The sequence below is a fragment of the Klebsiella sp. BIGb0399 genome, from assembly GCF_003752615.1.
GTDB classification, from domain to species: domain Bacteria; phylum Pseudomonadota; class Gammaproteobacteria; order Enterobacterales; family Enterobacteriaceae; genus Klebsiella; species Klebsiella lignicola.
Genome location: NZ_RKHT01000006.1, coordinates 270,698 through 283,812 on the forward strand (window position 1 = coordinate 270,698; position 13,115 = coordinate 283,812).

Consider the following 13,115-nt stretch of genomic DNA (forward strand, 5'->3'; position numbering starts at 1 on the left):
CAGTCACTTACCTGTGTAAGCTCCTGGGGATTTACGGCTTTGCCGCCTACAAGCAACTCGAATTATTTTGGGTATATACATGGGGGCGGCAGCCGGAGCTTCAACTCAGCCCTGAATAATTTTGTCCATCATCCGCGTGGGCAGCAGACGCTTAAGCAGCGTCACCGCGTGGGTCACCATGGTGACCGGGTAGCGCAATTTTGGTCTCTCGCTGGTGAAAGCATGGCGCACTTTTTCCACTACCGCTTCCGGGCCGAGGGTAAAGCGTGCGGCGATACCCGGGTTTTCCACCGGCTTGTCGCGTTGGGTCTGGTTCACGTTCGTGGTAAAACGGGTGCTGATGGGGCCGGGCTCAATCAGGCTGACCTTAATGCCGCTGTAGCGCAGTTCCATGCGTAGCGCATCGGACCAGGCTTCCAGCGCATATTTGCTGGCCGCGTAGGCACCGCGACCGGGGCTGGAGATGATCCCCATCACCGAGGAAGTCATAACAATGCGCCCCTCGCCGTGTGGCTCCATGGCCGGCAGCAGCAGCATCGTCAGCTGATGGGCACCAAAAAAGTTGGCGGAAAACTGCGCTTCCATCTGCTGACGGCTGATGGTGGCGAGCGGGCCATATACCCCGTATCCGGCGTTGTTAAACAGGCCGTACAGACGGTTGTTGGTCAGGGCGATGACCTCTTCGGCGGCGCGCTCCACGCTCTGGGGATCGTCGAGGTCCAGCAGCACACCGGTCAGCCCGAGGGTCTGCATGTGCGCCACGTCTTCCGCTTTGCGGCAGGCGGCCAGCACGTTAAAGCCCTGACGTTTTAAATCGAGCGCGCTTTCAAGACCAATACCGCTGGAACAGCCGGTAACTAAAACCGATTTTTGCATAACTTTACCTGCAAGCGACGCCTGAGGATCAGGAGTCATGATTAACTAAGGGAGCCAACCGGGTTGCCATCCAGTCGGCAATAAAAGGCTGGGCATCACGATTAGGGTGGATCCCGTCATCCTGCATCCATTGTGGTTTCAGATAGACCTCCTCCATAAAAAAGGGCAGCAGAGGAATATCAAACTCTTTGGCCAGGGCCGGATAGATAGCGCCAAAGGCTTCATTATACCGACGGCCATAGTTCGCGGGCAGGCGAATTTGCATCAGCAGCGGCCGGGCGTTGGCGGCTTTGATATCCTGGATAACGGTACGCAAAGTTTGCTCGGTTTGCTGCGGCGGGAAACCGCGCAATCCGTCGTTGCCGCCTAGTTCGACCAGCACCCAGCGTGGTTGATGCTGTTTGAGCAGCGCGGGCAGTCTTGCCAGCCCTTGCTGCGACGTGTCGCCGCTGATGCTGGCGTTGATCACCGGCGTTTTGTCCTGCCACTTGTCATTGAGCAGCGCAGGCCATGCGGCGGTGGCCGCCATCCGATAGCCAGCGCTAAGGCTATCGCCAAGCACTAATAGCTTCTCTGCCGCCGTGGCGCGGCAGACAAAAAAAATCAAAAACAGGAAAGGCAAATGCCAGCGGAAAACATACTTGAAGTTCATCATCTTAAGAAGTCCGTCGGTCAGGGAGAGCATCAGCTTTCCATCCTTACCGGAGTTGAGCTGGTTGTCAAACCGGCGCAGACCATCGCCCTGATTGGCGAGTCGGGTTCCGGTAAATCAACGCTGCTGGCCATTCTTGCCGGGCTGGACGATGGCAGCAGCGGTGAAGTCTCCTTATTGGGGCAGCCGCTGCATACTATGGATGAAGAGGCGAGGGCGCGCCTGCGCGCGAAGCATGTCGGCTTTGTCTTCCAATCGTTTATGCTGATCCCAACCCTTAACGCCCTCGAAAACGTTGAACTGCCGGCACTGCTGCGCGGTGAGACCGACAACCAGAGCCGGGGCAGCGCCCAGGCGTTGCTGGAGCAGTTGGGGCTGGGCAAACGCCTTCACCATCTTCCGGCGCAGCTCTCTGGTGGCGAGCAGCAGCGGGTCGCGCTGGCCCGTGCCTTTAACGGTCGCCCGGCCCTGCTGTTTGCCGACGAACCGACCGGTAACCTTGACCGCCATACCGGCGACAAAATTGCCGATCTGCTGTTCTCCCTCAATCGCGAACACGGCACCACGCTTATCCTGGTGACCCACGATCCGCTGCTGGCGGCCCGTTGCGATCGACGCCTGCGGCTGGTGGATGGCCAGTTACAGGAGGAAGCATGATTGCCCGCTGGTTCTGGCGCGAATGGCGTTCGCCTTCGCTGCTGATCGTCTGGCTGGCGTTAAGCCTGGCGGTGGCTTGCGTGCTGGCGCTGGGGTCGATAAGCGACAGGATGGAAAAGGGGCTCAGTCAGCAAAGCCGCGAATTTATGGCCGGGGACCGCACGCTACGTAGTTCACGTGAAGTGCCCGCAGCATGGATTGACGAGGCGCGTCGGATCGGCCTGACCGTCGGCGAGCAGCTCAATTTCGCCACCATGACCTTTGCCGGCAACACGCCGCAGCTGGCAGATGTGAAGGCGGTGGACGATACCTATCCGCTTTACGGCAAGCTGGATACCCAGCCGGCGGGCCTGAAACCGCAGGCCGGCAGCGTGCTGCTGGCGCCGCGTCTGATGGCGCTGCTGAATCTCAAAACCGGCGATACCATCGATGTGGGTGACGCCACGCTGCGGATTGCCGGCGAGGTCATTCAGGAGCCGGATGCCGGGTTTAACCCCTTCCAGATGGCTCCCCGGCTGATGATGAATACCGCCGACGTGGCGAAAACCGGGGCCGTGCAGCCCGGCAGTCGCGTCTCGTGGCGCTATAAGTTTGCCGGGAGCGCGCCGCAGCTGGCGGATTACGAACAGTGGCTGCTGCCAAAACTGGGGCCGGAACACCGCTGGATTGGCCTCGAACAGGATGACAGCGCTTTAGGCAAATCGCTGGAGCGCTCGCAGCAATTTTTGCTGCTGTCGGCACTGCTGACGTTGCTGCTGGCGATTGCCGCGGTGGCGGTGGCCATGAGCCACTACTGCCGCAGCCGTTACGACCTGGTGGCGATCCTCAAAACCCTTGGCGCCGGGCGAGCGCAGCTGCGTAAGCTGATCGTCGGCCAGTGGCTGATGCTGCTGGCGCTGGCGGTGATTACCGGCGGTGCGCTGGGGGTAGGGCTGGAGCAAATCTTGCTGGTGATGCTAAAACCAGTACTGCCGGCTGCACTGCCGCCGGCCAGCGGCTGGCCGTGGCTGTGGGCCATCGGCGCGATGGTGGTGATTTCGCTGCTGGTGGGGCTGCGCCCGTATCGGCTGCTGCTGGCCACCCTGCCGCTGCGAGTATTGCGCCAGGATGTGGTCGCCAACGTCTGGCCGCTGAAGCGCTATATTCCGCTGGTCTGCGTGATTGTGGTGATCCTGCTGGCGTGGCTAATGGGCGGCAGTCCGTTGCTGTGGGCGGTTCTGGCGGGAGCGGTGGTGCTGGCGCTGCTGTGCGGCCTGCTGGGCTGGGGGCTGCTGTGGCTGCTGAAGCGGGTAACGTTGAAGGCGCTGCCGTTACGCCTGGCGGTGAACCGTCTGCTGCGCCAGCCGTGGTCGACCCTGAGCCAGCTGGCGGCGTTCTCGCTGTCGTTTATGTTATTAGCGCTGCTGCTGGTGCTGCGCGGCGATCTACTGGATCGCTGGCAGCAGCAGCTGCCGCCGGAAAGCCCTAACTACTTCCTGATCAACATCGCGCCGGAGCAGGTCTACCCGGTGAAAGCGTTCCTTGCCGGACATCATGTGACGGCCACCGAGTTTTATCCGATTGTACGCGCCCGCCTCACGCAAATTAACGGTCAGTCGGCAGAGGGCAATAAAGACGAAGCGCTGAACCGCGAGCTGAATCTCACCTGGCGCAGCGAGCGGCCGGACCATAACCCACTGGTGGCCGGTACCTGGCCGCCAAAAGCCGGGGAAGTGTCGATTGAAGAGGGGCTGGCGCAGCGGCTGGGCGTGAAGCTCGGCGACAGCGTGACCTTTACCGGCGATACCCAGGATTTCAGCGCCAGGGTAACCAGCGTGCGGAAGGTGGACTGGGAGAGCCTGCGGCCAAACTTCTTCTTTATTTTCCCGCCCGCAGCGCTCGATGGTCAACCGCAGAGCTGGCTGACCAGCTTTCGTTGGGATAACGGCACGACGCTGTTGACCCAGCTTAACCGCGAATTCCCGACCGTCAGCCTGCTGGATATTGGCGCTATTTTGCGTCAGGTGGGCCAGGTGCTGACTCAGGTCAGCCGGGCGCTGGAGGTGATGGTGGTGCTGGTTACCGCCTGCGGCATTCTGTTGCTGCTGGCACAGGTGCAGGTGGGCCTGCGCCAGCGCTATCAGGAGCTGGTGGTCTGGCGGACGTTGGGGGCCGGGAAAACCCTGCTGCGAACCACCTTATGGGCGGAGTTCGCGTTGCTGGGGGTGGTCTCCGGAATTGTCGCCGCCATCGGCGCGGAGGTCGCGCTGGCGATGTTGCAAACGAAGGTGTTTGATTTCCCGTGGACCCCTGACTGGCGGCTGTGGGTAATGCTGCCGCTGTGCGGGGCCTTCCTGCTCTCGCTGTGCGGCGGCTGGCTGGGCTTACGCCTGTTAAAAGGCAAGGCGTTGTTCCGCCAGTTCAGCCACTAATTTCGTGACAGTTTGATGATGCGCCGGCAGAAATGCTGGCGCATTTTTTTTAAGGGCATAAAATGATAAGTGACTGATTTTTAACAGCACTAAACATTAAAAACCCGACAACACGTCATGCCAATTCGCGGTTAATATTCAGCTTGAAACTATAAGGTTGCTTATTACTCAAGGAAAAAGCATGGCACATAAAATAAAAACGCTGGCGATAACGATCGGCGCAACACTGGCGTTAACTTCTTTTGCATCCCAGGCCGAAATTACGCTGCTGAAGCAGGACCCGCAGGCCGGCGATCCGCTGAGCCGCCTGAACTTTACCGTCGGCGGTAGTATTCGTCCGCAGTTCAACATGATGTCTGGCGACGGTGACAAGGGATCCTATAAACGAAACGGCTTTGATGGCGGGACACGTTTTCGCTTCGCTGCTGACTACTATCTGTTTGATGATATTAGCTGGATCAGCTATTACGAGCTGGGGGTGAATATTCCGGCGCTGTTTGACTGGGATAACCACTACGCGGAAGGCGCCAATGACACCTCACGCCGTATGCTCTATACCGGGCTGAAGAGCGATACCTGGGGGACCTTAACCTACGGCCAGCAAAACAGCATTTATTATGATGTGGTTGGGGCGAAAACCGATATCTGGGATTACGACATGGTGGCCCAGGCGCCGGGGAACGGGATCAACGGCGATTACGATGGCTCCTACCGTTCGCGCAATATGCTGAAGTACAAGAAAAGCGCGGGCGATGTCGATCTCTATGCCTCTTATCTGTTTGAAGATAATGAATATCTGCCGGGAAATGGCCTGCGCTATAAGCGTAAAGGCGGCGGTTCGGTGGGCGTGGATTATCACATCACCAAGGACCTGACCTGGGGTACCGCGTGGAACTACACTCGCGCCGAGATGCGTGACCCGTCAACCTCGGACAACAAAACCTATGACCAGAATATCCTCGGTACCGCGCTGAGCTGGAAACCGGATAACTGGACCTTCTCCTTCGGCGGCGGCTGGTATCAGAACTTTATGACCACCAAGAAAACCGACGTTTATGATTATTTCGCCGGGGATGCCTGGGGGATTGAGTATTTCGCCGGTTATACCATTCCGGTTGGTCAGTACGCGGTGAAAACCATTCAGCCGTACTTTATGGGTGACCGCCTGGAATACGTCAACGGCCGCAACTATCAGCGCATTGATAACGGTCTGGGGATCAGCGTCCAGCTGGATTATGGCTTCCGCGTCGATTACGAACACGTCTTTACGTCCAGCACCGACAACCTGGGAGATATGAACCTGGTGCGTCTACGCTACGACTTCTAAGTCACCCTCTATCCCGGCTGGCGCTGCGCTCAGCCGGGATGCCGGTTTATGCTAGTTATCCAGCCAGGCGGCGACCTCGTGCCAGCTGCCGCGGAAGATAATGTTGCTCGCTTTTTTACTCAGCTGATAGCGATACATCGGATCGTAATACTCGTTCAGCAGCGGAACCAGCCAGGCGAAATGGGCGTCGGTGCTGGCGCTGCGTAACTGCTCCGCCAGCGCCCCGTCGAGCAGGGCGGTAAGCTGGGCAAAACGCTGCAGCCCCAGGCGGCGGCGAATGGCAAACAGACCGTGATGCAGATATTCACTGTATTCCTGCCAGCCTTGCTCCTCTCCATATGCCGCCATAAAGTCACGGTGCATACGGTCAAAATACTCTTCCCGCAGGCGCTCCAGGCGGATATCAAACGGGTCTTCCACTACCGCCAGCGGCGATTGCGCCATCCGGTTACGCATACACTCCGGCAGATGGTTGGCACCAATCATATGGCCTTCATCTTCCAGCACCCACCGACGATGCTGTTCGGCCTTTTTCAGCATCTCGACGGCCAGGTGATTTTCAAAGGTGGCCTGAGCGTACTGCTTGCGCAGGGTACGGCCGAAGGATGAACCGCGATGATGGGCGAGGCCTTCGAGGTCGATGCCGTCGGGCCGGGAGCAAACCAGCTGGGTCTTGCCGTTGCCGGTGCAGCCGCCGATCAACACGATCGGGCGCTGGACCAGTTCTTCGGTGGACTGGATCGCGGCCTGGCGCAGCGCTTTGTAGCCGCCGACAATCAGCGGGTAGTCAATCCCGGCGTCGCGCAACCATTGCTGCACGATGTGCGAGCGCTGGCCGCCGCGGGCGCAGCACAGATAGCCTTGCGGATAACGCAAGCAGGCTTCACGCCAGGCGGCGAGGCGGCTTTCCCGAATCTCGCCATGAACCAACTGATGGCCCAGCGCCAGCGCGGCATCCGCCCCCTGACGTTTATAGCAGGTGCCGACGGCGGCGCGTTCTTCGTCGTTCATCAGCGGCAGGTTAAGCGCCGCAGGCAGCGCGCTTTGCTGGAACTCTACCGGGGCGCGGACGTCAATGAGTGGCGTATCCGCCGTGAGAATGGCGCGGTAATCCGTCCCATTTTTCATGGGTCATCCTTTTGAAGTCAAAACTGAAAGCATTTTTAAAGCAAGGAGGGGATTCTACGCGCCAGATGGCATGCCGGGGAAGGGTGAAGATCAATTCCCCGGCAAATAGCCGTTATCATCCGGGCGGCAGAGGCGTAGCCTGCATTAGCCGCCCGAACGGCTCAGGAGAGCGAGGTGAGCTGAGACTGCGCCCAGAAGATGCCGCTTGCATACTCCGGCGGCAGGATCGGTTTCAGGGCTTCCAGGGTGGCGCTCAGGCGATCGGTGTCGCTGTCGGTCAGGTTCAGGTGCCCGACTTTGCGGCCCGGACGCACTTCTTTGTCGTACCAGTGCAGATGTACCAGCGGCAGCTTCAGCCAGTCGTAGTTCAGCTCGGTCCCGATCAGGTTGATCATCACTGAAGGGCTGTTCACCACCGGCGGCGGCAGCGGCAGGTCGGTAATAGCCCGAAGATGCAGCTCGAACTGGCTGATAGACGCGCCGTTCTGCGTCCAGTGGCCGCTGTTGTGCACGCGCGGCGCCAGCTCGTTAATCAGCAGGCCTTCGGCGGTGACAAAGCATTCCATCGCCATCACACCCACGTAGTTCAGTTCGTTCATGATGGCGGTGAGCATACTTTCCGCCTGGTCCTGCTGGCGGGCATTCGCCTGCGGGAAGGCCACGCTGGTGCGCAGAATGCCATCCTGATGCAGGTTGCGGGTCAGCGGGTAAAACACCGTGCTGCCATCGTGAGCGCGGGCGCCCACCAGCGACACTTCGCCAGAAAAGTTGATGCCCTGTTCAACGATGCATTCACCGTAGTTTTCGTCCGGCAGCTGCGCGATGTCGTCTGCACGCAGGCGCCATTGCCCACGTCCGTCGTAACCGCCGACGCGACGTTTCACAATAGCCAGTTCGCCAAGACGCGCAAATACCGCCGGCCATTCATTTTTATCCGCCAGCAGTTGCCACGGTGCGGTGGCCAGCCCCAGCTTATCAAACAGCTGTTTTTGCGTCAGACGGTCGGCGATGATCGGGAAGACGTCGCGGTTAACAAACGCCGGGTGGCGTGCCAGCTCGCGGGTCAGCGCCGTTTCCGGCCAGCGTTCGATTTCAGCGGTGATCACGCTCTGCTGAAACGGCACCGCTTCAGGGTCGGCTTCGAGGCCGACCGGCCAGACGGCGATACCCAGCGGCTCACCGGCCTGGCGCAGCATGCGCCCTAACTGACCGTTGCCGAGGATGCAAACCTGCTTCATGCCGCACCCCGCGGGTCTGGGTTTTCGAGGACTTCATCGGTCTGGGCCTGGCGCCAGGCGCTCAGGTGCTGATGCAGCTCCGCATCGTGCTGTGCCAGAATCTGCGCGGCCAGCAGGGCGGCATTGGCAGCACCGGCTTTGCCGATGGCAAGCGTACCAACCGGGATCCCGCGCGGCATCTGAACAATAGAGTAGAGGCTGTCGACGCCGCTTAACGCCGCGCTCTGTACCGGGACGCCTAATACCGGCACCAGGGTTTTCGCCGCAATCATGCCCGGCAGATGCGCCGCGCCGCCCGCTCCGGCAATAATCACCTGATAGCCGTTGCTTTCCGCGCCTTCGGCGAAGCTGAACAGTTTATCGGGCGTCCGGTGTGCGGAGACCACTTCAACATGGTACGGAACGTTCAGGGCATCAAGGATTTCTGCGGTAAACTGCATGGTAGCCCAGTCGCTTTTGGACCCCATCACGATGGCGATACGCGCCGAATTATTGCGGGAAGACATGCGTCTTAAAACTCCTGTGGGTGTGCTTCACACTGCTTTAGAGGCCACAGAGAATAACATGATCTTTCGGTAAGGAAAACGGTTGCGTCACCTGAGAAGCGGTGAAAATGCGGCGGAAATTAAAACGGGAACGGGATCAGTTCGACGTCGTCTTGAGTGACTTTGACCATCGAGCCTTCGCTGTGCCAGGCGCCGAGGACAACGCGAAACGCCGGCTGGCCGTTGGCATCTAACGTATGGATCGCCGGGCGGTGAGTATGCCCGTGAATCAGCCACTGTACCCGATGGCGCTGCAGGGTATCGACCACGGCCTGCGGGTTAACGTCCATTATCTCCAGCGATTTGCTGCTGTTGGCGGCTTTGCTGTCGGCGCGCATTCTGGCGGCGATGCGACGACGAATAAACAGCGGCAGGGCCAGAAACAGTCGCTGGATCCACGGCGTATGCACTTTGGCACGGAACGCCAGGTAGCCGGCATCGTCGGTGCACAGTGTGTCGCCATGCATAATCAGGACCTGACGACCGTAGAGGTCAAGCACCTCTTCTTCATCCAGCAGCGTCATGCCGCAGGCGCGCGCGAAGCGCTGGCCGACGAGAAAATCGCGATTGCCGTGAATAAAGTAGCAGGGCACCCCGGACTGGGTTAAGGCATTGATCGCTTCAGCGATCTCCTGATGCAGCGGGTTGGGGTCGTCATCGCCGATCCAGGCTTCAAACAGATCGCCAAGAATATACAGCGCATCCGCCTTGCGGGCTTCACCGGCTAAAAAGCGTAGAAAACCGGCGGTGATCGCCGGTTCTTCTGTTTGCAGATGCAAATCCGCAATAAAAAGTGTCGCCACGAATTATTCGCTAACGGTGACGCTTTTGATCACAACATCTTCTTTCGGCACATCCTGATGCATGCCGCTGCGACCGGTCGCAACTGCTTTGATTTTGTCGACTACGTCCATGCCTTCAACCACTTCGGCAAATACGCAGTAGCCCCAACCCTGCAGGTTTTCACCAGAGAAGTTCAGGAAGTCGTTATCAGCCACGTTGATAAAGAACTGTGCCGTAGCGGAGTGCGGCGCCTGAGTACGGGCCATTGCCAGAGTACCACGGGTGTTTTTCAGACCGTTGTTGGCTTCGTTCTGGATCGGGGACTTGGTGTTTTTCTGCTCCATGCCCGGCTCAAAGCCGCCGCCCTGGATCATGAAACCGTTGATAACACGGTGGAAAATGGTGTTGTTGTAGAAACCTTCGCGGCAGTAGTCCAGGAAGTTTTTAACTGTTTCCGGCGCTTTGTCGTCAAAGGTCTTGATTACGATATCGCCATGATTAGTGTGGAAAGTAACCATTTTTGCATCCTGTTCCGGTGATTGTGGTGCTTAAGCCCGTAATTGGGCATGACATAGGGGGCTGTTATAGCATAACCGCAGGGTTCGATCACCTTGCATTGTGTGCTGCTTCGGGGTTGAATTAAGGTTAGAATACGCGACTTATATCCACACACGTCTACACGGAATCTTCGATGTTAAAAATTTTTAATACACTGACGCGCCAAAAAGAAGAGTTTAAACCTATCCATGCCGGGGAAGTGGGCATGTACGTGTGTGGAATTACCGTTTACGATCTCTGTCATATTGGTCATGGCCGTACTTTCGTCTCTTTTGACGTCGTGGCGCGTTATTTGCGTTTTCTTGGCTATCAGCTGAAGTACGTGCGCAACATTACCGATATCGACGACAAAATCATTAAGCGCGCTAATGAGAATGGCGAAAGCTTTGTGGCGCTGGTCGATCGCATGATTGCTGAAATGCACAAGGATTTCGATGCGCTCAATATTCTGCGTCCGGATGTTGAACCGCGCGCCACCCATCATATCCCCGAGATCATTGAGATCACCGAGCAACTGATTGCCCGTGACCATGCCTATGTGGCGGACAACGGCGACGTGATGTTCTCGGTCCCGACCGATCCGAACTACGGCCAGCTGTCACGCCAGGACCTCGACCAGCTGCAGGCCGGTGCCCGCGTTGATGTGGTTGACGTGAAGCGCAACCCGATGGACTTCGTTCTGTGGAAAATGTCGAAAGAGGGCGAGCCGAGCTGGCCTTCCCCGTGGGGCAACGGTCGTCCGGGCTGGCACATCGAATGTTCGGCGATGAACTGCAAGCAGTTGGGTAACCATTTTGATATCCACGGCGGCGGTTCGGATCTGATGTTCCCGCACCACGAGAACGAAATCGCCCAGTCGACCTGCGCGCATGACGGCGAGTACGTTAACTACTGGATGCACTCCGGGATGGTGATGGTTGACCGCGAGAAAATGTCAAAATCGCTGGGTAACTTCTTCACCGTGCGTGATGTGCTGAAGTATTACGACGCCGAGACCATTCGCTACTTCCTGATGTCCGGCCACTATCGTAGCCAGCTGAACTACAGCGAAGAGAACCTCAAGCAGGCACGTTCGGCGCTGGAGCGTCTGTACACCGCGCTGCGTGGAACCGACCCGTCGGTCGCAGCCAGCGGCGGCGAAGCCTTTGAAGCGCGCTTTATCGAGGCGATGGATGACGATTTCAACACCCCGGAAGCCTACTCCGTGTTGTTTGATATGGCGCGTGAAGTGAACCGCCTGAAGACGGAAGATGCCGCGGCGGCGAACGCCCTGGCCGCGCATATGCGCAAGCTCTCCGGCGTGCTGGGGCTGCTGGAGCAGGAGCCAGATCTGTTCCTGCAAAGCGGCGCTCAGGCTGACGACGGTGAAGTGGCGGAAATCGAACAGCTGATCCAGCAGCGTCTGGATGCGCGTAAAGCGAAAGACTGGGCGGCGGCGGATGCGGCGCGCGATCGTCTGAACGAGATGGGGATCGTGCTGGAAGATGGCCCACAGGGTACCACCTGGCGCCGTAAGTAAGCGCTAAAAAAATGCCCGGCAAGCCGGGCATTTTTATTTTTCAGGTTCAGGCGGTTACGGTCACGCTCTGGCCTTCAAAACTCACCGTCTGGCCGGCGACGATTTTGCAGCGTTTGCGGGTTTCTACCGCACCATCTACTTTCACCAGACCTTCGGCAATGGAAATTTTTGCCTGCGCGCCGCTTTCACTCCAGCCTTCCAGCTTCAGTAAATCGCACAGTTCAACGTGTGGGTGTTTGCCCAGAGAAAAGTTTGCCATCTCAGGCCTCCTGTATGTCGTGATATTCTTCGCACGCCTGCAGCGTGTTCTGAATGAGTGTTGCAACGGTCATCGGGCCGACGCCGCCAGGCACTGGGGTAATGTAAGAGGCGCGCTCTGCGGCGTCTTCGAAGACCACGTCCCCGACCACTTTGCCGCTTTCCAGACGGTTGATACCGACGTCAACAACGATAGCGCCTTCTTTGATCCACTCACCCGGAATAAAGCCTGGTTTACCAACGGCGACGATCAGCAGGTCGGCATTTTCGACGTGCTGGCGCAGGTTTTTGGTAAAACGGTGGGTGACGGTGGTGGTGCAGCCCGCCAGCAGCAGCTCCATGCTCATCGGACGACCCACGATGTTTGACGCCCCGATAACCACGGCGTTCAGGCCGTAGGTGTCGATGTTGTAACGCTCAAGCAGGGTAACGATGCCGCGCGGCGTGCACGGGCGCAGACGCGGAGCGCGCTGGCACAGACGACCGACGTTGTAAGGGTGGAAACCGTCGACGTCTTTGTCCGGGGCAATGCGCTCCAGCACTTTGACGTTGTCGATGCCCGCAGGCAGCGGCAGCTGGACCAGAATACCGTCGATGGTGTTGTCGGCATTCAGGGTATCAATAAGCTCCAGTAATTCCGCCTCGCTGGTGGTTTCCGGGAGATCGTATGAGCGGGAGATAAAACCCACTTCTTCACACGCTTTGCGCTTGCTACCGACATAAATCTGCGATGCCGGGTTGCTGCCGACCAGCACGACGGCTAACCCTGGGGCGCGTTTTCCGGCCGCGGTGCGAGCCTTCACTTTTTCCGCAACCTCAGAGCGTACCTGCTGCGCAATCGTTTTACCGTCAATAATTTTTGCTGCCATCAGAGAGAGGATTCCATCTGTATCGTAACGAAAGGGGGATGCGGATATTTTGTCAGAAGCCAGCCCCGCTGTCAGTCCTCGTTTAAGATTTTATCCCTCTTTGACAGAACAGAAGGCTAAAGACACTCTTTTTATCAGGGGTATTTGGCCGATAAATGGCCTGTTTTGACGGTTTATTGTCGAAAATGGCGAAGAAGTGCTGAAAATCGGCGTTGGCTGAACTTTGACCAACCTTTGCAGTATATCCAGGCAAGTTAGCGTTATCGCGGCAGTATGATGGCAAAAGGCATTGAC

The 13,115-nt window shown here is 58.2% G+C and carries 13 protein-coding genes; 4 read left to right on the forward strand and 9 right to left on the reverse strand.

Going from position 1 to position 13,115, the window contains the following annotated elements; genetic code table 11:
* Window positions 1–105: 105 nt before the first annotated feature.
* Both EDF82_RS11940 and tesA read right to left on the reverse strand, forming a co-directional pair.
* Window positions 106–915 carry an SDR family oxidoreductase gene (locus EDF82_RS11940; protein ID WP_187042101.1) on the reverse strand — a complete coding sequence of 270 codons (810 nt, stop codon included), beginning with the start codon at window positions 913–915 and terminating at the stop codon, window positions 106–108.
* Window positions 905–1,528, reverse strand: coding sequence for a multifunctional acyl-CoA thioesterase I/protease I/lysophospholipase L1 (gene tesA, locus EDF82_RS11945; RefSeq protein WP_187043054.1), 624 nt, complete (start codon window positions 1,526–1,528; stop codon window positions 905–907). Before tesA ends, EDF82_RS11940 begins: the two co-directional genes overlap by 11 nt.
* Between tesA and ybbA the strand changes: the two genes are divergently transcribed.
* The 3 genes from ybbA (at window position 1,499) to EDF82_RS11960 (ending at window position 5,923) form a co-directional block, all read left to right on the forward strand.
* Window positions 1,499–2,185 (forward strand): putative ABC transporter ATP-binding protein YbbA, encoded by a 687-nt coding sequence (gene ybbA / locus EDF82_RS11950; RefSeq protein WP_123755766.1) that lies wholly within the window; start codon window positions 1,499–1,501, stop codon window positions 2,183–2,185. The two genes, tesA and ybbA, sit on opposite strands and share 30 nt — an antisense overlap.
* Entirely contained in the window at window positions 2,182–4,596 is a 2,415-nt protein-coding gene (gene ybbP, locus EDF82_RS11955; RefSeq protein ID WP_123755767.1) for a putative ABC transporter permease subunit YbbP, read from the forward strand. Before ybbA ends, ybbP begins: the two co-directional genes overlap by 4 nt.
* A gap of 181 nt (window positions 4,597–4,777) precedes the next feature.
* A complete protein-coding gene (locus tag EDF82_RS11960; RefSeq protein WP_123755768.1) occupies window positions 4,778–5,923 on the forward strand; it encodes a porin in 1,146 nt (381 codons plus the stop codon).
* 51 nt (window positions 5,924–5,974) lie between these two features.
* On the opposite strand, the gene mnmH is transcribed toward EDF82_RS11960, so the two are convergent.
* The 5 genes from mnmH to ppiB form a co-directional block, all read right to left on the reverse strand.
* Window positions 5,975–7,051 (reverse strand): tRNA 2-selenouridine(34) synthase MnmH, encoded by a 1,077-nt coding sequence (mnmH, locus tag EDF82_RS11965; protein ID WP_123755769.1) that lies wholly within the window; start codon window positions 7,049–7,051, stop codon window positions 5,975–5,977.
* A 161-nt stretch (window positions 7,052–7,212) separates the two neighbouring features.
* Complete coding sequence (gene purK / locus EDF82_RS11970) at window positions 7,213–8,289, reverse strand: 5-(carboxyamino)imidazole ribonucleotide synthase (RefSeq protein WP_123755770.1); 1,077 nt, start codon at window positions 8,287–8,289, stop codon at window positions 7,213–7,215.
* Window positions 8,286–8,795 carry a 5-(carboxyamino)imidazole ribonucleotide mutase gene (purE, locus tag EDF82_RS11975; protein WP_123755771.1) on the reverse strand — a complete coding sequence of 170 codons (510 nt, stop codon included), beginning with the start codon at window positions 8,793–8,795 and terminating at the stop codon, window positions 8,286–8,288. Before purE ends, purK begins: the two co-directional genes overlap by 4 nt.
* A 119-nt stretch (window positions 8,796–8,914) precedes the next feature.
* Entirely contained in the window at window positions 8,915–9,637 is a 723-nt protein-coding gene (lpxH, locus tag EDF82_RS11980) for a UDP-2,3-diacylglucosamine diphosphatase (RefSeq protein ID WP_123755772.1), read from the reverse strand.
* A 3-nt stretch (window positions 9,638–9,640) separates the two neighbouring features.
* Window positions 9,641–10,135, reverse strand: coding sequence for a peptidylprolyl isomerase B (gene ppiB / locus EDF82_RS11985; RefSeq protein ID WP_123755773.1), 495 nt, complete (start codon window positions 10,133–10,135; stop codon window positions 9,641–9,643).
* A 173-nt stretch (window positions 10,136–10,308) separates the two neighbouring features.
* Between ppiB and cysS the strand changes: the two genes are divergently transcribed.
* Complete coding sequence (gene cysS, locus EDF82_RS11990; RefSeq protein ID WP_123755774.1) at window positions 10,309–11,694, forward strand: cysteine--tRNA ligase; 1,386 nt, start codon at window positions 10,309–10,311, stop codon at window positions 11,692–11,694.
* A gap of 46 nt (window positions 11,695–11,740) precedes the next feature.
* Here the strand turns inward: cysS and ybcJ are convergent, their stop codons facing one another.
* The gene (gene ybcJ, locus EDF82_RS11995) at window positions 11,741–11,953 is read right to left on the reverse strand and encodes a ribosome-associated protein YbcJ (protein ID WP_123755775.1); all 213 of its coding nucleotides are present in this window, start codon (window positions 11,951–11,953) and stop codon (window positions 11,741–11,743) included.
* Between the two features lies 1 nt (window position 11,954).
* Window positions 11,955–12,821 carry a bifunctional methylenetetrahydrofolate dehydrogenase/methenyltetrahydrofolate cyclohydrolase FolD gene (folD, locus tag EDF82_RS12000; protein WP_123755776.1) on the reverse strand — a complete coding sequence of 289 codons (867 nt, stop codon included), beginning with the start codon at window positions 12,819–12,821 and terminating at the stop codon, window positions 11,955–11,957.
* Window positions 12,822–13,115 lie beyond the last annotated feature (294 nt).

Bases quoted from the DNA above. Each gene is read 5' to 3' on its own strand.
- EDF82_RS11940 (WP_187042101.1), bottom strand. From the start codon at position 915: ATGACTCCTGATCCTCAGGCGTCGCTTGCAGGTAAAGTTATGCAAAAA.
- ybbA (WP_123755766.1), top strand. From the start codon at position 1,499: ATGCCAGCGGAAAACATACTTGAAGTTCATCATCTTAAGAAGTCCGTC.
- tesA (WP_187043054.1), bottom strand. From the start codon at position 1,528: ATGAACTTCAAGTATGTTTTCCGCTGGCATTTGCCTTTCCTGTTTTTG.
- ybbP (WP_123755767.1), top strand. From the start codon at position 2,182: ATGATTGCCCGCTGGTTCTGGCGCGAATGGCGTTCGCCTTCGCTGCTG.
- EDF82_RS11960 (WP_123755768.1), top strand. From the start codon at position 4,778: ATGGCACATAAAATAAAAACGCTGGCGATAACGATCGGCGCAACACTG.
- mnmH (WP_123755769.1), bottom strand. From the start codon at position 7,051: ATGAAAAATGGGACGGATTACCGCGCCATTCTCACGGCGGATACGCCA.
- purK (WP_123755770.1), bottom strand. From the start codon at position 8,289: ATGAAGCAGGTTTGCATCCTCGGCAACGGTCAGTTAGGGCGCATGCTG.
- purE (WP_123755771.1), bottom strand. From the start codon at position 8,795: ATGTCTTCCCGCAATAATTCGGCGCGTATCGCCATCGTGATGGGGTCC.
- ppiB (WP_123755773.1), bottom strand. From the start codon at position 10,135: ATGGTTACTTTCCACACTAATCATGGCGATATCGTAATCAAGACCTTT.
- cysS (WP_123755774.1), top strand. From the start codon at position 10,309: ATGTTAAAAATTTTTAATACACTGACGCGCCAAAAAGAAGAGTTTAAA.
- ybcJ (WP_123755775.1), bottom strand. From the start codon at position 11,953: ATGGCAAACTTTTCTCTGGGCAAACACCCACACGTTGAACTGTGCGAT.
- folD (WP_123755776.1), bottom strand. From the start codon at position 12,821: ATGGCAGCAAAAATTATTGACGGTAAAACGATTGCGCAGCAGGTACGC.